This window comes from Pseudomonas sp. GL_103 (genome assembly GCF_057835175.1).
The window spans coordinates 4,737,351-4,753,008 of record NZ_CM174420.1 but is presented as its reverse complement, the minus strand read 5'-3'; the positions used below and the strand labels follow the sequence as shown (position 1 = coordinate 4,753,008).

Genomic DNA, 15,658 nt, shown 5'->3' with positions numbered 1-15,658 from the left:
AGCGCCCAAGTTTGGCCGAAACGTCGTTATCTCTGTGCTGAAGCTCTCGCTAGACTCGGGGCTTCCCTTGGAGATTATTCTCATGCACGAGTACCTGAGTCCCGGCCGCTTCATCGATAGTGACCATCCGTCCGTGGTGGAGTTCGCCGAAAAGCACCGTGGCGCCAGTCGCGATCCGCTGGAGCAGGCGATCAATCTCTATTACGCCGTGCGCGAAGCGGTGCGCTACAACCCGTACACATTCAGTCGCGATCCGCAGACCCTGCGCGGCAGTTATGCGCTGGCGGCCGGGGAGAGTTACTGCGTGCCCAAGGCCACGCTGCTGGCAGGTGCAGCGCGGCATTGCGGGATTCCCGCGCGGATCGGCCTGGCGGATGTGCGCAATCATCTGTCGACGCCACGGCTGCTTGAATTGCTCAAGAGCGACATGTTCGCCATGCACGGCTACACCGAATTTTACTTGCAGGATCGCTGGGTCAAGGCGACGCCAGCGTTCAACCGCAAACTCTGCGACCTGTTCAATGTGGCGCCGCTGGAGTTCGACGGGATCAACGACAGCGTTTTTCATCCCTTCAACCGCGATGGCGCGAAGCTGATGGAGTACCTCGTCGATCATGGCCAGTTCGCCGACGTACCTGAAACGTTCTTTTTCGAACACCTGGAAAAATGCTATCCGCACCTGTTCGGTGAGCAACAGCAACCGCTGCTGGGCGACATGCAGAGCGATTTGAGTCGCGCCTGATCCGGCGTATGCTGCCTGCCCACTTACCGAAAAAGAGGCGGTCATGCTGAAGATCTGGGGTCGGAAAAACTCGTCGAATGTCAGAAAACCATTGTGGGCCGCCGAAGAACTGGGACTGGCCTACGAGGCGATCGATGCCGGTGGCGCCTTTGGTGTCGTCGATACGCCCGAGTACCGCGCCATGAATCCCAATGGTCGCGTGCCTGTCATTGAAGACGACGGTTTTGTGTTGTGGGAGTCCAACGCGATCGTGCGTTACCTGATGGCCTTGCATGCCGACGGCACGGCTTGGTACCCGAACAATCCCAAGGCCCGCGCCACTGCCGACAAGTGGATGGACTGGACCACCTCAAGCTTTGCCGGCCCGTTCCGTACTGTGTTCTGGGGTGTACTGCGTACCCCGGCAGACCAGCAGGACTGGCCCGCCATCAAGGCGGCGATCAAGGAGTGCGACACGCTGCTGGCAATGGCTGATCAAGCGTTGGCGAACAAACCCTACCTGTCCGGAGACGAGATCGGTATGGGCGATATTCCCTTGGGCAGTTTCATTTATGCCTGGTTCGAGATGCCGATCGAGCGTGCGCCACAACCGAACCTGGAGGCCTGGTACGCGCGGTTGAAACAGCGTCCGGCGTATCAAAAGGCGGTCATGACCGCGTTGACTTAATACTCACTATCGACACGCTTGACTGTACTTGTGTGGCGGCGACAAGCACCATTGTGCCAGTTCGCTGCGGTTGTATTGTTCGCCGCCGCCCATACTTATCCCTTTCTTCCCTCCTTGGTGCGTAAATCAGATATGAGTTCCGCTCTGTCCATCCGGCAGCTAACCAAAACCTACGGCAACGGTTTCCAGGCCCTGAGTGGTATCGATCTGGATGTCGCCGAAGGTGACTTTTTCGCCTTGCTCGGCCCGAACGGTGCAGGCAAATCCACGACCATCGGCATTCTCTCGACCCTGGTGAACAAAACCAGCGGCACGGTGAATATCTTCGGTCACGACCTGGACAGGAATCCTGCGCAGCTCAAGCGCTCCATCGGCGTGGTGCCTCAGGAATTCAATTTCAACCAGTTCGAAAAGACCTTCGACATCGTCGTGACCCAGGCCGGCTACTACGGCATCCCGGCGAAAATCGCCAAGGAGCGCGCCGAACAGTACCTGACCCAGCTCGGCCTGTGGGACAAGAAGGACGTGCCGTCGCGCTCGCTGTCCGGCGGCATGAAGCGTCGCTTGATGATCGCCCGCGCGCTGGTTCATGAACCGCGTCTGCTGATCCTCGACGAACCGACTGCCGGGGTGGACATCGAGTTGCGTCGCTCGATGTGGAGTTTCCTCACCGAGCTGAACCAGAAAGGCATCACCATCATCCTCACCACCCACTACCTGGAAGAGGCTGAGCAGTTGTGCCGCAACATCGGCATCATCGACCACGGCACCATCGTCGAGAACACCAGCATGAAGCAGTTGCTCAGCCAATTGCATGTGGAAACGTTCCTGCTGGATATGAAGAACACGTTGCAAGTGGCGCCTCAGTTGCTCGGCTACCCGTCCCGGTTGATCGACAGCCACACCCTGGAAGTCCAAGTGGACAAGTCCATGGGCATCACCGCGCTGTTCACCCAGTTGGCGCAGCAGAACATCGAAGTGCTGAGCCTGCGTAACAAAACCAATCGCCTCGAGGAGTTGTTCGTGTCCCTGGTGGAGAAAAATCTGTCGAAGGTGGCAGTATGAGTTCCGAGCTGCGCCCCAACCTCGTTGCCCTCAACACCATCGTTTACCGTGAAGTCCGGCGTTTCACCCGGATCTGGCCGCAGACCTTGCTGCCGCCGGCCATCACCATGGTCCTGTACTTCGTGATCTTCGGTAACCTGATCGGCCGGCAAATCGGCGACATGGGTGGCTTCACTTACATGGAGTACATCGTGCCGGGGCTGATCATGATGTCGGTGATCACCAACTCCTACGGCAACGTGGTGTCGAGTTTCTTCGGCAGCAAGTTCCAGCGTTCCATTGAAGAACTGATGGTCTCGCCGCTGTCGCCGCACACCATTCTGATCGGCTACACCCTGGGCGGTGTGCTGCGCGGGTTGATGGTGGGGATCATCGTGACCCTGCTGTCGCTGTTCTTCACCCACTTGCAGGTGCATCACCTGGGCGTGACCATTCTGGTGGTGGTGCTGACCGCGACGATCTTCTCGCTGCTGGGCTTCATCAACGCCGTGTTTGCACGCAACTTCGATGACATTTCGATCATTCCGACTTTCGTGCTGACGCCTCTGACCTACCTGGGCGGGGTCTTCTACTCGATCACCTTGCTGCCACCGTTCTGGCAGACCGTATCCCTGGCCAACCCGGTGCTGCACATGGTCAACGCGTTCCGTTACGGCATCCTCGGCGTATCGGATATCCGCATCAGCGTGGCCATCGCCTTCATGCTGGTTGCGACCGTGGTGCTGTATCTCGGTAGTGCAAGGTTGCTGGTCAGCGGGCGCGGGATGCGTACCTGAGGACGACCGAGTCGCCTGCATCGCGAGCAAGCTCGCTCCCACAGGGGATCAACTTTGCGACATGGATCGAGTGTGGGAGCAAGCTTGCTCCGGGCGGCGTTCCGACGATGGCGTCAGCCCAGACACCGCAAAAAAAACGGCCTCCCAAGTGGAGGCCGTTTTGCATTCTCACATCCGGCTCTTCTTGCGCCGCTTCCACTGCCTGGCCACCCACCAGCGCCAATACATCATCACCAGGAAGTAGGCCAGTGCACCAAGTGCCAGTCCCGTCACTACCGAACCCAGCAGAAACGGTTGCCACAAGGTCGAGATTTCACCCCTGATCCATTCCCAGGTCAGTGAATCCGGCAACTGACGGGCGGGAACGTCCATCAGCCAGGCGCCGGTCTGGTAGGTGCAGAAGAACACGGCGGGCATGGTGATCGGGTTGGTCAGCCAGACCAGGCTCACGGCAATCGGCATGTTGCCGCGCACGATGATGGCGAGGATTGCCGCCAGCAGCATCTGCAGCGGGATCGGCAGGAACGCGGCGAACAGGCCCACCGCCATGGCGCGGGCAACGGAGTGGCGGTTGAGGTGCCACAGGTTAGGGTCATGCAGCAGCGTGCCGAGAAAGCGTAAGGATTTGTGTTCCCTGATGCTCATCGGGTCTGGCATGTAACGTTTGAATAAGCGCCGGGGCATAAGGTTTCTCGGTCGGTCAAGGCGGCAAGTATGTCTGGAATCCATGAACAGCCCATTCAGACTTTGTGACAATTAATAACGACGCCCGCGTGACGGGCGGGCTAAGCCTTGGAGGGGACTTTCAAGGACGGGCTTATGCGCACAGGGATGATGGCGCTGGCGTTGGGTCTGTTGACCTTGCGTTTTTTACCGGCATTACCGCCGGTCTGGTTGTGGCTGGCGATGCCGGTGGCGGGTTTGATGCTGCTGCCGTTCAGGACTTTTCCGGTGGCGTTTTACTTGTTCGGCTTGAGTTGGGCCTGCGCGAATGCGCAGTGGGCGCTGGATGACCGGTTGCCGCCGGCGCTGGACGGAGAAACCCGCTGGGTCGAAGGGCGGGTCACGGGCTTGCCCCGGCATGACGACGGTGTCGTGCGTTTCGAACTGACCGACATCCAGTCCCGACGTACCCGGCTGCCGCGGAACATGCGTCTGGCCTGGTATGACGGGCCGCCGGTGAACAGTGGCGAGCGCTGGCGTCTGGCAGTCAAGTTGAAGCGCCCGGTCGGGCTCCTCAATCCGCAGGCCTTCGACTACCAGGCCTGGTTGCTGGCACAACGCATCGGGGCCACGGGGACGGTCAAGCAGGGCGAGCGCCTTGCGCCAGCCCAATGGGCTTGGCGTGATGCGATCCGTCAGCGTTTGCTGGCGGTGGATGCCCAAGGGCGAAGCGGCGCGTTGATGGCATTGGTGCTCGGGGATGGCGCCGGGCTGAGTCGCGAAGACTGGCAGGTATTGCAGGACACCGGCACGGTGCATCTGTTGGTGATTTCCGGGCAGCACATCGGATTACTGGCGGGCGTCGTGTATCTGCTGATCGCTGGCCTGGCCCGCTTGGGGCTATGGCCGAGCCGTCTGCCATGGTTGCCCTGGGCGTGTGGCATGGCATTCGCCGCTGCGCTCGGTTACGGGATGCTGGCCGGTTTCGAGGTGCCGGTGCGGCGGGCCTGCCTGATGATTGCAATGGTGTTGTTGTGGCGTCTGCGATTCCGTCATCTCGGTGCATGGTGGCCACTGTTGTTGGCACTCGACGGCATTTTGCTGCTGGAGCCGCTGGCGAGTCTTCAGCCTGGTTTCTGGCTGTCTTTCGCGGCCGTGGCAGTCTTGATATTGACCTTCGGTGGACGTTTGGGGCCTTGGCGTTGGTGGCAGACCTGGACCCGGGCCCAGTGGCTGATTGCAATCGGTCTGTGTCCGTTGTTACTGGCACTGGGGTTGCCAATCAGTCTCAGCGGGCCACTGGCCAATTTGTTCGCGGTGCCCTGGATCAGTCTGGTGGTCCTGCCACCAGCGTTGCTCGGGACACTGTTGTTGCCGGTGCCTTACGTGGGTGAGAAATTGCTGTGGCTGGCGGGTGGCCTGATCGACGGGTGGTTCAGGACGTTGGGGCTCGTCTCCGGTCAGGTTCCCGCGTGGGTGCCCGCGGCAGTCCCGCTATGGGCCTGGGTAATCGGTGCCATTGGTGCTTTTTTGCTATTGCTGCCGCGAGGCTTGCCGATGCGCCCGTTAGGGTGGCCCATGCTGTTGATGCTGGTTTTTTCGCCCAGGCCGATGTTGCAGGAGGGCATGGCCGAAGTCTGGCAACTGGATGTCGGTCAGGGCCTGGCGATCCTGGTGCGCACTCGGCATCACACATTGCTGTATGACGCCGGCCCGCGTTTCGGTGAACTCGACCAAGGGGAACGGGTAGTGCTGCCGGCATTGCGCAAACTGGGGGTGAAGGGCCTCGACCTGATGCTGATCAGCCACGCCCATGCCGATCATGCCGGCGGTGCCCCGGCGGTTGCCAGAGGCTTGCCGGTGAAACAGGTGGTCAGTGGTGAACCGTCAAACTTGCCTGTGGAGTTGCAGGCCGAGAGGTGTGAGAGCGGTCGGCAATGGACCTGGGATGAAGTCGATTTCCAGCTTTGGCACTGGCCATTGGCCGGCGACAGCAACCAGAACTCCTGTGTCCTGCTGATCGAGGCCAATGGTGAGCGGTTGCTGTTGAGTGGCGACATTGATGTCGCCGCCGAGAGAGCCCTGCTGGACAGTCCGCTGGCCCAGCCCACCGATTGGCTGCAGGCGCCACACCACGGCAGTCGCAGTTCGTCGTCCATGGCCCTGCTGGATGTCCTGCAACCCAAAGGGGCGCTGATCTCCCGCGGGCAGGGCAATTCGTTTGGCCATCCGCATGCGACGGTCATCGCGCGCTATCAAAAACGTGGAATGGCGATCTACGACAGCGTCGAACAGGGTGCCATTCGTCTGCAACTGGGACGCTTCGAGCCGCCGTGGTCAATGCGCCAGGAGCGGCGTTTCTGGCGCGATCCGCCGCCCTTCAACCCATAACCGAGCGTTATCAACGCCCGACCGGATGCGACATCACGGTCTTCGGTGCTTGCACCCCCTATGTTAGAGTGGCGCACTTTTTCGAGGGGACTGTCACTGTGTGGGAATTGGTCAAATCCGGCGGCTGGATGATGCTGCCGATCATTTTGAGTTCCATCGCGGCCATGGCGATCGTTGCCGAGCGTCTGTGGACCCTGCGGGCCAGCCGCGTGACCCCGGAGCATCTGCTCGGGCAGGTCTGGGTCTGGATCAAGGACAAACAGCTCAATAAGGAAAAACTCAAGGAACTGCGCGCCAACTCCCCGTTGGGCGAGATCCTGGCGGCCGGCCTGGCCAACTCCAGGCATGGTCGCGAGATCATGAAGGAGTGCATCGAAGAGGCCGCGCAACGGGTTATCCATGAGCTCGAACGCTACGTCGCCGCCCTGGGCACGATCGCCGCCATGGCGCCATTGTTGGGCCTGCTGGGTACGGTGCTGGGCATGATCGATATTTTCAGTGCGTTCACGGGCTCGGGCATGACCACCAACGCCTCGGTACTGGCCGGTGGTATTTCCAAGGCCCTGATCACCACGGCAGCGGGCCTGATGGTGGGTATCCCCGCGGTGTTCTTCCACCGTTTCCTGCAACGCCGGATCGATGAGCTGGTGGTGGGCATGGAGCAGGAAGCGATCAAGCTGGTCGAAGTGGTGCAGGGCGATCGCGATGTGGACCTGACCGGGAGCAAAGCGTGAAATTCCGCCGCAAACCACGGGAAACGGTGGACATCAACCTCGCGTCGCTGATCGACGTGGTGTTCATCCTGCTGCTGTTTTTTGTCGTGACCACCACCTTCACCCGTGAAACCCAGTTGCGCGTCGATCTGCCGGAAGCGGTCAGCGGCGCGCCAGCCGACGATCAGAGCAAGCCTTTGGACATCGCCATCAGCGCCGATGGCCTGTTCTCGGTGAACAACCAGATTTTGCCGAAAAGCGACCTGACTTCGCTGATGGACGCGCTGCAAAAAGAAGCCAACGGCGACACCAACCGACCGCTGTCCATCAGCGCTGACGGCAAGACTGCGCATCAGTCCGTGGTGACTGCCATGGATGCGGCCGGCAAGCTCGGCTTCAGTCATTTGCGCATGACCACCATTGAGGCGGCGCCCCCGGCGCCCTGATGGCCATGTCCGATCGATTGCTCGCCGCGTGGTACGCAGGTCATCCCGCCCTGAAACTGTTGCAGCCATTGGAATGGCTGTACCGGCGCGTGGTCATGCACAAGCGCAAGCGCTTCCTGGCGGGTGAGGGCGAGATCTATCAGCCGCCGGTGCCGCTGATCGTGGTCGGCAACATCACCGTGGGTGGCACCGGCAAGACGCCGCTGATTCTATGGATGATCGAGCACTGCCAGCGCAGCGGCCTGCGGGTCGGCGTGGTCAGCCGCGGCTACGGCGCCAAACCGCCGCAATTGCCGTGGCGGGTGGAGGCCGAGCAGGGTGCCGACGTCGCCGGTGACGAGCCGTTGCTGATCGTCCAGCGCACGGGCGTGCCACTGATGATCGACCCCAATCGTAGTAACGCCGTCAAAGCCTTGCTGGCCAGTGAGCCGCTGGACCTGATCCTGTCCGACGACGGCATGCAGCACTACCGCCTGGCCCGTGACCTGGAACTGGTGCTGATCGACGCCGCCCGCGGCCTGGGCAACCGTCGATGCCTGCCCGCCGGGCCATTGCGTGAGCCGGTCGAGCGCCTGCAAAGCGTCGATGCGGTGCTCTACAACGGTGCCGCATCTGACCGCGATGATGGATTTGCCTTTCAATTGCGACCCACCGCGCTGGTCAACCTGCGCAGCGGCGAACGACGTCCCCTCGACCACTTCCCCAGCGGCCAGGCCCTGCACGCGGTGGCCGGCATCGGCAATCCGCAACGTTTCTTCAAGACCCTTGAAACGCTACACTGGCAGCCGGTTCCACATGCGTTTGCCGACCACGCCGAATACAGCGTGGAGGCGTTGAATTTCACGCCGTCATTGCCATTGGTGATGACGGAAAAGGACGCGGTGAAATGCCGTGCCTTTGCCGCCGCCGACTGGTGGTACCTGGCGGTCGATGCCGTGCCGTCGCCGGCCTTCGTGGCCTGGTTCGACACACAGCTGATGCGCCTGCTGCCGGCTCGTTTGTTGCCTTAACTCCATTTTTTCCAGGGAATGCTCATGGACACCAAATTGCTCGATATCCTCGCTTGCCCGGTCTGCAAAGGCCCGCTCAAGCTCAGCGCCGACAAGACCGAGCTGATCAGCAAGGGTGCAGGCCTGGCCTACCCGATTCGCGACGGCATCCCGGTGATGCTCGAATCCGAAGCGCGCACCCTGACCACCGACGAGCGCCTGGATAAATGACCACAGCCTTTACCGTCGTCATTCCATCGCGTTACGCCTCAACCCGCCTGCCGGGCAAGCCGATGCTGCTGATCGCCGGCAAGCCGATGATCCAGCACGTCTGGGAACAGGCGAGCAAAAGCAGCGCCGAGCGGGTGGTGGTGGCCACCGACGACGCGCGCATCGTCGAGGCCTGCAAAGGCTTTGGCGCCGAAGTGGTGCTCACCCGTGAAGATCACAACTCCGGCACCGATCGCCTGGCCGAAGTCGCGATGAAGCTGGGCCTGGCGCCTGACGCCATCGTGGTCAATGTCCAGGGCGACGAACCGCTGATCCCGCCGAGCGTGATCGATCAGGTCGCCGCCAACCTGGCGGCCCACGCCGAAGCGCGCATGGCCACCCTGGCCGAGCCGATCGAAGACGCGCACACCCTGTTCAACCCCAACGTGGTCAAGGTCGTCAGCGACCTCAATGGCCTGGCGCTGACGTTCAGTCGTTCCACCTTGCCCTGGGCGCGGGATGCATTCGCCGTGAACCCCGAGCAGTTGCCCGAAGGTGTGCCGTACCGCCGTCATATCGGCATCTATGCCTACCGCGCCGGTTTCCTGCAGGATTTCGTCAGCTGGGGTCCATGCTGGCTGGAAAACACCGAGTGCCTGGAACAGCTTCGTGCCCTGTGGCACGGCGTGCGGATTCACGTCGCCGACGCACTGATCGCGCCGCCAGCCGGCGTCGATACCGTTGAAGACCTTGAGCGCGTTCGTCGCCTGCTGGAGGCGTGATGCGGGTTCTGTTTGTCTGCCTGGGCAACATCTGCCGGTCACCCACGGCCGAAGGCGTGCTGCGGCATAAGCTGCGTGAGGCCGGCTTGGCCGATCAGGTTGAAGTGGCCTCCGCCGGCACTGGCGACTGGCATGTCGGCAAGGCGCCGGACAAACGCAGTCAGGCCGCGGCGAAGCTGCGCGGTTATGACTTGTCCGCCCAGCGCGCCCAACAGGTCAGTCGTGCCGATTTCGCCACCTACGACCTGATCCTGGCGATGGACAACAGCAACCTGCGCAACCTCAAGGCCTTGCAACCGGCCAAGGGCAAGGCCGAACTCGACCTGTTCCTGCGTCGCTATCAGTCGCCAGTCGATGAAGTGCCGGATCCGTATTACGACGGCGAGCAAGGCTTCGAGCAGGTGCTGGACCTGATCGAGCACGCCAGTGATTTGCTGGTGATCGAATTGAAGGGACGGTTATGAGTTTGCAGGTTCAATCGCAGGTTTCGCTCAAGCCGTTCAACAGCTTTGGCGTGGATGTCCAGGCCCGGCTGTTTGCCGAAGCCCATAGCGACGCCGATGTGCGCGAAGCCCTGGCCTACGGGCTGGAGTACAAGGTCCCGGTGCTGGTGATCGGCGGCGGCAGCAACCTGCTGCTGACGGCGGATATTGATTCACTGGTGCTGCGCATGGCCACTCGCGGGATTCGCGTGCTGAGCGATGAGGGCGGCAAAGTGGTGATCGAGGCCGAGGCGGGCGAGCCCTGGCATCCATTTGTGCAACACACACTCTCCCTGGGGTTGTCCGGCCTGGAAAACCTCAGCCTGATTCCCGGCACCGTCGGCGCAGCGCCAATGCAGAACATCGGCGCTTATGGCGTCGAGATCAAGGACGTGTTCGCCGGCCTGACCGCCCTCGATCGCCAGACCGGCGAACTGCGCGACTTCACGCTGCAAGAGTGCAACTTCGCTTACCGCGACAGCCTGTTCAAGCAGGAACCGGGGCGTTGGTTGATCCTGCGTGTGCGTTTCGCCCTCGACCGCGCCGCGCATCTGCACCTGGAATACGGCCCGGTGCGTCAGCGCCTGACCGAACAAGGCATCGAGCATCCGACCGCCAGCGATGTCAGCCAGGCCATTTGCAGCATCCGCAACGAAAAACTCCCGGACCCGGCCGTACTCGGCAATGCCGGCAGCTTCTTCAAGAACCCTCTGGTGCCGGCGGCGCTGGCTGCGCGGCTCAAGGGCGAATACCCGGACCTGGTGGCCTATGCGCAACCCGACGGGCAGATGAAGCTGGCCGCCGGTTGGCTGATCGAGCGGGCAGGGTGGAAGGGTTTCCGTGAGGCTGATGCTGGCGTGCATAAATTGCAGGCGCTGGTGCTGGTCAACTATGGCGGTGCAACGGGTCTGCAATTGCTGAACCTGGCGCAGCGCATCCAGAAAGACATTTCCGAGCGTTTCCATGTCGATTTGGAAATGGAGCCGAACCGCTATTGAGCTAAGCTTCCAGGACGGATCAAAAAGCCCTGCACAATGTTTATTGTGCAGGGCTTTTTTGTTAATGCTCGGTTAACTTAGTCAGCTAACGATGCACACTCTTGCTCCACCAAAGGCCCGGTGCAGACCTTTTGCGTCCGCACAAGAGAGCCCATTAGCCTGAGTCGATCTGCGTGCGACCCACCGAGATCCAGCGGCAGATTGCTCGACCCCATAACTCAAGATCTATGCGGGCGTGCCCATGATTACCCTGAAACTCAATGGTCAAGACCATCAACTCGACGTCACCGAGGACATGCCGCTGCTCTGGGCGATCCGCGACGTGGCCGGTTACAACGGCACCAAATTCGGCTGCGGCATGGGCCTGTGCGGCGCCTGCACCATTCATATCGAAGGGGCGCCGGCACGCAGTTGCATCACGCCCATCGGTTCAGTCGTCGGGCAGAATGTCAGCACCATCGACAACTTGCACGCCGACCCGATCGGCAAAGTCGTGCAGCAAGCCTGGCTCGACACGGCGGTTGCCCAATGCGGCTTCTGCCAGGGCGGGCAAATCATGTCGGCGACGGCACTGCTCAAGATCAATCCGAACCCGAGCGACGAGCAGATCGAAGAAGCCATGGTCGGCAACATCTGCCGCTGCGGCACCTATAACCGTATCAAGACCGCGATCCGCCAGGCCTCCACTCACCTGAAGGAGGCCAAGGCATGAGCCGGTTACCGAATGATTTTGCCCTGAGCAACCTCAGTCGCCGTGGTTTTCTCAAGGGCGTGGGGATGACCGGTGCGCTGGTGGTCGCCGCGAGTTGGGGCTGGCAGGACGCGTTTGCCGAAGTAAAAGACAGGAAATTCGGCGCCGACGGCATGTCCCACGGCTGGGTCGATGATCCCAAGGTGTATGTCAGCATCGCAGCTGATGGCACAGTGACCGTGGTTTGCAACCGTTCGGAAATGGGCCAGGGCGTGCGCACCAGCTTGACCATGGTGGTGGCCGATGAACTGGAAGCCGACTGGGCGATGGTCAAGGTGCAGCAGGCCCCCGGCGATGAAGTGCGCTTCGGCAACCAGGACACCGACGGCTCGCGCAGCATGCGTCACTGGTACGAGCCGATGCGTCGCTGCGGTGCCGCCGCGCGGACCATGCTCGAACAGGCCGCCGCCGCGCAATGGAAAGTGCCGGTCGGTGAATGCCATGCGCAATTGCACAAGGTTGTCCATGAGCCGTCCGGCCGCGAGCTCGGATATGGCGCCCTGGCCTCCGCCGCAGGCGCCTTGCCGGTTCCGGCCCGCGACAGCCTGAAGCTCAAGCAACCCGCGCAATTCCGTTACATCGGCAAGGAAGGCACCAAGGCCATTGACGGTGAAGACATCGTCAACGGTCGTGCAGTGTACGGCGCCGACGTGCATTTCGACGGCATGCTGTATGCGACCATTGCGCGGCCCACGGTGTATGGCGGCAAGGTCAAAAGCTTCGACGGCAGCGCGGCGATGAAAGTCCCCGGCGTGGTCAAGGTGCTGCAGATCGAAAGCCGGCCTTTGCCTTTGGAGTTCCAACCCCTGGGCGGCATCGCCGTGGTGGCGAGCAATACCTGGGCGGCGATCAAGGGCCGCGAGGCGCTGAAAATCGAGTGGGACGACGGCCCCAACGCCAGCTACGACTCGATTGCCTATCGCAAGGAGCTCGAAGCCGCCTCGCTCAAGCCCGGCAAGGTGGTGCGCAATACCGGCAACATCGACCAGGCCATGAGCAGCGCCGATAGCACCCTGGAAGCCTCCTACTACTTGCCGCATCTGTCACAGTCGCCGATGGAGCCGATGGTCGCCATTGCGCGGTTCAAGGACGGTGCCTGTGAAGCCTGGGGACCGAGTCAGGCACCGCAGGTCACCCGGGAACGGATCGGTGAACGCCTGGGTCTGCCGTTCGACAAAGTCACCTTTAACGTGACCTTGCTGGGGGGCGGGTTCGGGCGCAAGTCCAAGCCTGACTTCATCATCGAAGCCGCCATCCTCGCCAAGGAATTCCCCGGCAAAGCGGTGCGGGTGCAATGGACCCGCGAAGACGATATTCACTGTTCCTACTTCCACACCGTATCAGCCGAATACCTCAAGGCCAGCCTGAACAAGGATGGCCTGCCGTCCGGCTGGTTGCACCGTACGGTGGCGCCGAGCATCACCGCGTTGTTTGCGCCGGGCATGAACCATGAGGCAGCGTTCGAACTGGGCATGGGGTTCACCAACATGGCATATGCGATCCCCAACATTCGCCTGGAGAACCCCGAGGCAACGGTGCATACCCGGGTGGGTTGGTATCGCTCGGTGTCGAACATTCCCCATGGCTTCGCGATCCAGAGTTTTATCGATGAACTGGCGCACAAGGCTGGGCAGGATCCGCTGAAGTACCAGATCAGATTGCTCGGCCCGGACCGTCAGATCGATCCGCGCACCTTGAGTGAAGAGTGGAACTACGGCGAATCCCCCGAGCGTTATCCGATCGACACCGCGCGCCTGCGCACGGTACTGGAGACCGCCGCCAAAGCCGCCGGTTGGGGGCGTGAGTTGCCCAAGGGGCGCGGTCTGGGCCTGGCGGTGCATTACAGCTTCGTGACGTATGTGGCGGCGGTGATCGAGGTAGAGGTCAAGGACGACGGTACGCTGGTGGTGCACAAGGCCGACATCGCCGTCGATTGCGGTCCGCAGATCAACCCCGAGCGGATTCGTGCGCAATTCGAAGGCGCCTGCGTCATGGGGCTGGGTAATGCGGTGCTGGGGGAAATCAGCTTCAAGGACGGCAAGGTCCAGCAGGATAACTTCCACATGTACGAAGTGGCGCGCATGTCCCTGGCACCGAAAGAAGTGGCGGTGCATCTGGTGACGCCGCCGGGCAGCGTGCCGTTGGGCGGTGTGGGTGAACCGGGCGTGCCACCGATTGCACCGGCACTGTGCAATGCGATCTTTGCTGCCACGGGCAAACGCATCCGCAACCTGCCGGTTCGTTATCAGCTGTCGGGCTGGCAAAAGGCCGGCGCCTGATGGACAGCGCCGATCTGAATGTCCTGCGCAGCGTGTTGCAATGGCATCGCGCCGGTCAGCGGGTGGTGTTGTACAGCGTGGTCGAAACCTGGGGCACCGCGCCCCGGGCACCCGGCGCCATGCTGGCCTTGCGCGAAGACGGCATGGTGATTGGTTCGGTCTCGGGCGGGTGTGTCGAAGATGACTTGATCGCCCGCCTGCACGACGGGCGCCTTGCGCTTAACGGGCCGCCGGTGCAATTGATCACCTACGGCGTGACCCGCGAGGAAGCCGCACGTTTTGGCTTGCCCTGCGGTGGCACCCTGCGCTTGACCGAGGAGCGTATCGACGATGGGGATTGGGTCGAGCATTTGCTCGCCCGTTGCGAGGCCCATGAAATCGTCGCCCGTGAACTGAACCTGACCACCGGCAAAGTGCTTTTGCAGACGGCCAGTAAAGCTGACGTGTTGACGTTCGACGGACAGACCTTGCGGGCGATCTATGGCCCGCGCTGGCGCTTGCTGCTGATCGGCGCAGGGCAGCTGTCGCGCTATGTGGCGGAAATGGCCCGGCTGCTGGATTTCGAGGTGCTGATTTGCGATCCGCGTAGCGAGTTCGTCTACGGCTGGGAGGAGCAGCACGGACGATTTGTCTCGGGCATGCCGGATGAGGCGGTATTGAACATCCAGACCGATGAACGCACGGCCATCGTGGCCTTGACCCATGATCCGCGTCTGGACGACATGGCGCTGCTCACGGCCCTGGATTCCAGGGCTTTTTACGTCGGGGCGCTGGGGTCGCGGGTCAACAGCCAGACGCGCCGGGAAAACCTGGCTCAACTGGGTTTGTCGCAATCGGCGATTGACCGCTTGCATGGTCCGATCGGATTGCACATCGGCAGTCATAATCCAGCGGAAATTGCCTTGTCGCTCATGGCGGAAATCGTGGCGGTCAAAAACGGCATCGAACTGAAGCAGAAGAAAGTCTTGCGGGAGAGCGTATGAGCGAGTCCATTGTCGTCATCGTACTGGCGGCGGGGCAGGGCAGCCGGTTCCGTCAGGTGGCGGGCGCGGGTGCCGAAAAGGATAAATTGGTGGCCGATTGCACCGGGCGTGACGGCGTGGTGCGGTCCGTCATCGAGCACACGTTGGTCAACCTGCCGGCGACGCTGGACAAACGCGTACTGGTGACCACTGCTGACCGCCCGCAAGTGATTCGCATGGCTCAGGCCTATGGCTGCGAGATTGTACTGATCGAATCGACGGGAATGGGTGACAGCATTGCCGCGGGAGTCGCTGCCTGCAAGCAACTCGATGGCTGGTTGATGGTGCTGGGGGATATGCCGTTCATCCTGCCATCCAGTATCGAGCAAGTGGTGGCGGGTATTGGCGATGACAGTATCAGCGTACCCGTGCAGGACGGCGAGTACGGGCATCCGGTCGGGTTCGGACGGGACTTCGCGGTGGGGTTGATGGCGCTATCGGGGGACCGTGGCGCCAAGCCGCTGTTCGCCCAGGGGCGGGTGGTTGAAGTGATTGTGGATGATCCTGGTGTGGTGTGGGATGTGGATGTGCCGCAGGCACTGGTCTTCAAGTAGCTCCGGAGGTGATCCCCTGTGGGAGCGGGCTTGCTCGCGAAGACTGACTGGCAGTCAACTGAGATGTTGGATGATCCACCGCTTTCGCGAGCAAGCCCGCTCCCACAAGGGGTTGCTGTGAAGTCCGG

At 61.7% G+C, this 15,658-nt stretch carries 17 protein-coding genes; 16 read left to right on the top strand and 1 reads right to left on the bottom strand.

What is annotated here, in order from left to right:
- Window positions 1-82 precede the first annotated feature (82 nt).
- The 4 genes from AC3IP0_RS21250 to AC3IP0_RS21235 all read left to right on the top strand — a co-directional run bounded on the left by AC3IP0_RS21250 (window position 83) and on the right by AC3IP0_RS21235 (window position 3,250).
- Complete coding sequence (locus tag AC3IP0_RS21250; protein ID WP_489325815.1) at window positions 83-742, top strand: transglutaminase-like domain-containing protein; 660 nt, start codon at window positions 83-85, stop codon at window positions 740-742.
- Window positions 743-785: 43 nt separating this feature from the next.
- Complete coding sequence (locus tag AC3IP0_RS21245; RefSeq protein WP_489325813.1) at window positions 786-1,409, top strand: glutathione S-transferase family protein; 624 nt, start codon at window positions 786-788, stop codon at window positions 1,407-1,409.
- Between the two features lie 132 nt (window positions 1,410-1,541).
- Window positions 1,542-2,474 carry an ABC transporter ATP-binding protein gene (locus AC3IP0_RS21240; RefSeq protein WP_008054108.1) on the top strand — a complete coding sequence of 311 codons (933 nt, stop codon included), beginning with the start codon at window positions 1,542-1,544 and terminating at the stop codon, window positions 2,472-2,474.
- Entirely contained in the window at window positions 2,471-3,250 is a 780-nt protein-coding gene (locus tag AC3IP0_RS21235) for an ABC transporter permease (protein ID WP_008054107.1), read from the top strand. The genes AC3IP0_RS21240 and AC3IP0_RS21235 overlap by 4 nt, the downstream gene beginning before the upstream one ends.
- Window positions 3,251-3,418: 168 nt before the next feature.
- Here AC3IP0_RS21235 and AC3IP0_RS21230 read toward each other — a convergent pair whose 3' ends face one another.
- The gene (locus AC3IP0_RS21230) at window positions 3,419-3,934 is read right to left on the bottom strand and encodes a DUF2062 domain-containing protein (RefSeq protein ID WP_413422621.1); all 516 of its coding nucleotides are present in this window, start codon (window positions 3,932-3,934) and stop codon (window positions 3,419-3,421) included.
- A 135-nt stretch (window positions 3,935-4,069) separates the two neighbouring features.
- Between AC3IP0_RS21230 and AC3IP0_RS21225 the strand changes: the two genes are divergently transcribed.
- The 12 genes from AC3IP0_RS21225 (at window position 4,070) to AC3IP0_RS21170 (ending at window position 15,530) form a co-directional block, all read left to right on the top strand.
- Window positions 4,070-6,304 (top strand): DNA internalization-related competence protein ComEC/Rec2, encoded by a 2,235-nt coding sequence (locus tag AC3IP0_RS21225; RefSeq protein ID WP_489316888.1) that lies wholly within the window; start codon window positions 4,070-4,072, stop codon window positions 6,302-6,304.
- 98 nt (window positions 6,305-6,402) lie between these two features.
- Entirely contained in the window at window positions 6,403-7,038 is a 636-nt protein-coding gene (locus AC3IP0_RS21220; RefSeq protein WP_150758372.1) for a MotA/TolQ/ExbB proton channel family protein, read from the top strand.
- Window positions 7,035-7,463 carry an ExbD/TolR family protein gene (locus AC3IP0_RS21215; protein ID WP_489325811.1) on the top strand — a complete coding sequence of 143 codons (429 nt, stop codon included), beginning with the start codon at window positions 7,035-7,037 and terminating at the stop codon, window positions 7,461-7,463. The genes AC3IP0_RS21220 and AC3IP0_RS21215 overlap by 4 nt, the downstream gene beginning before the upstream one ends.
- Window positions 7,463-8,473: a tetraacyldisaccharide 4'-kinase gene (gene lpxK / locus AC3IP0_RS21210; protein ID WP_489325809.1), complete on the top strand. Its 1,011-nt coding sequence runs from the start codon at window positions 7,463-7,465 to the stop codon at window positions 8,471-8,473. The genes AC3IP0_RS21215 and lpxK overlap by 1 nt, the downstream gene beginning before the upstream one ends.
- 24 nt (window positions 8,474-8,497) lie before the next feature.
- Window positions 8,498-8,683: a Trm112 family protein gene (locus tag AC3IP0_RS21205; RefSeq protein WP_003179363.1), complete on the top strand. Its 186-nt coding sequence runs from the start codon at window positions 8,498-8,500 to the stop codon at window positions 8,681-8,683.
- The gene (kdsB, locus tag AC3IP0_RS21200) at window positions 8,680-9,444 is read left to right on the top strand and encodes a 3-deoxy-manno-octulosonate cytidylyltransferase (RefSeq protein ID WP_489325808.1); all 765 of its coding nucleotides are present in this window, start codon (window positions 8,680-8,682) and stop codon (window positions 9,442-9,444) included. The genes AC3IP0_RS21205 and kdsB overlap by 4 nt, the downstream gene beginning before the upstream one ends.
- On the top strand, window positions 9,444-9,908 hold the full coding sequence (locus AC3IP0_RS21195) for a low molecular weight protein-tyrosine-phosphatase (protein ID WP_347908273.1): 465 nt from the start codon (window positions 9,444-9,446) through the stop codon (window positions 9,906-9,908). The genes kdsB and AC3IP0_RS21195 overlap by 1 nt, the downstream gene beginning before the upstream one ends.
- Window positions 9,905-10,924, top strand: a complete 1,020-nt coding sequence (gene murB, locus AC3IP0_RS21190; protein ID WP_489325807.1) for a UDP-N-acetylmuramate dehydrogenase — start codon at window positions 9,905-9,907, stop codon at window positions 10,922-10,924. Before AC3IP0_RS21195 ends, murB begins: the two co-directional genes overlap by 4 nt.
- A 241-nt stretch (window positions 10,925-11,165) precedes the next feature.
- Window positions 11,166-11,636: a (2Fe-2S)-binding protein gene (locus tag AC3IP0_RS21185; RefSeq protein WP_489325806.1), complete on the top strand. Its 471-nt coding sequence runs from the start codon at window positions 11,166-11,168 to the stop codon at window positions 11,634-11,636.
- The gene (locus tag AC3IP0_RS21180) at window positions 11,633-13,954 is read left to right on the top strand and encodes a xanthine dehydrogenase family protein molybdopterin-binding subunit (RefSeq protein ID WP_489325805.1); all 2,322 of its coding nucleotides are present in this window, start codon (window positions 11,633-11,635) and stop codon (window positions 13,952-13,954) included. The genes AC3IP0_RS21185 and AC3IP0_RS21180 overlap by 4 nt, the downstream gene beginning before the upstream one ends.
- Window positions 13,954-14,937 carry an XdhC family protein gene (locus AC3IP0_RS21175; RefSeq protein WP_489316881.1) on the top strand — a complete coding sequence of 328 codons (984 nt, stop codon included), beginning with the start codon at window positions 13,954-13,956 and terminating at the stop codon, window positions 14,935-14,937. The genes AC3IP0_RS21180 and AC3IP0_RS21175 overlap by 1 nt, the downstream gene beginning before the upstream one ends.
- On the top strand, window positions 14,934-15,530 hold the full coding sequence (locus AC3IP0_RS21170) for a nucleotidyltransferase family protein (RefSeq protein ID WP_489325803.1): 597 nt from the start codon (window positions 14,934-14,936) through the stop codon (window positions 15,528-15,530). Before AC3IP0_RS21175 ends, AC3IP0_RS21170 begins: the two co-directional genes overlap by 4 nt.
- Window positions 15,531-15,658: the final 128 nt, after the last annotated feature.

Coding starts and splice junctions, on each gene's coding strand:
- AC3IP0_RS21250 (WP_489325815.1), top strand. CDS start 83: ATGCACGAGTACCTGAGTCCCGGCCGCTTCATCGATAGTGACCATCCG.
- AC3IP0_RS21245 (WP_489325813.1), top strand. CDS start 786: ATGCTGAAGATCTGGGGTCGGAAAAACTCGTCGAATGTCAGAAAACCA.
- AC3IP0_RS21240 (WP_008054108.1), top strand. CDS start 1,542: ATGAGTTCCGCTCTGTCCATCCGGCAGCTAACCAAAACCTACGGCAAC.
- AC3IP0_RS21235 (WP_008054107.1), top strand. CDS start 2,471: ATGAGTTCCGAGCTGCGCCCCAACCTCGTTGCCCTCAACACCATCGTT.
- AC3IP0_RS21230 (WP_413422621.1), bottom strand. CDS start 3,934: ATGCCCCGGCGCTTATTCAAACGTTACATGCCAGACCCGATGAGCATC.
- AC3IP0_RS21225 (WP_489316888.1), top strand. CDS start 4,070: ATGCGCACAGGGATGATGGCGCTGGCGTTGGGTCTGTTGACCTTGCGT.
- lpxK (WP_489325809.1), top strand. CDS start 7,463: ATGGCCATGTCCGATCGATTGCTCGCCGCGTGGTACGCAGGTCATCCC.
- AC3IP0_RS21205 (WP_003179363.1), top strand. CDS start 8,498: ATGGACACCAAATTGCTCGATATCCTCGCTTGCCCGGTCTGCAAAGGC.
- kdsB (WP_489325808.1), top strand. CDS start 8,680: ATGACCACAGCCTTTACCGTCGTCATTCCATCGCGTTACGCCTCAACC.
- AC3IP0_RS21195 (WP_347908273.1), top strand. CDS start 9,444: ATGCGGGTTCTGTTTGTCTGCCTGGGCAACATCTGCCGGTCACCCACG.
- murB (WP_489325807.1), top strand. CDS start 9,905: ATGAGTTTGCAGGTTCAATCGCAGGTTTCGCTCAAGCCGTTCAACAGC.
- AC3IP0_RS21185 (WP_489325806.1), top strand. CDS start 11,166: ATGATTACCCTGAAACTCAATGGTCAAGACCATCAACTCGACGTCACC.
- AC3IP0_RS21180 (WP_489325805.1), top strand. CDS start 11,633: ATGAGCCGGTTACCGAATGATTTTGCCCTGAGCAACCTCAGTCGCCGT.
- AC3IP0_RS21175 (WP_489316881.1), top strand. CDS start 13,954: ATGGACAGCGCCGATCTGAATGTCCTGCGCAGCGTGTTGCAATGGCAT.
- AC3IP0_RS21170 (WP_489325803.1), top strand. CDS start 14,934: ATGAGCGAGTCCATTGTCGTCATCGTACTGGCGGCGGGGCAGGGCAGC.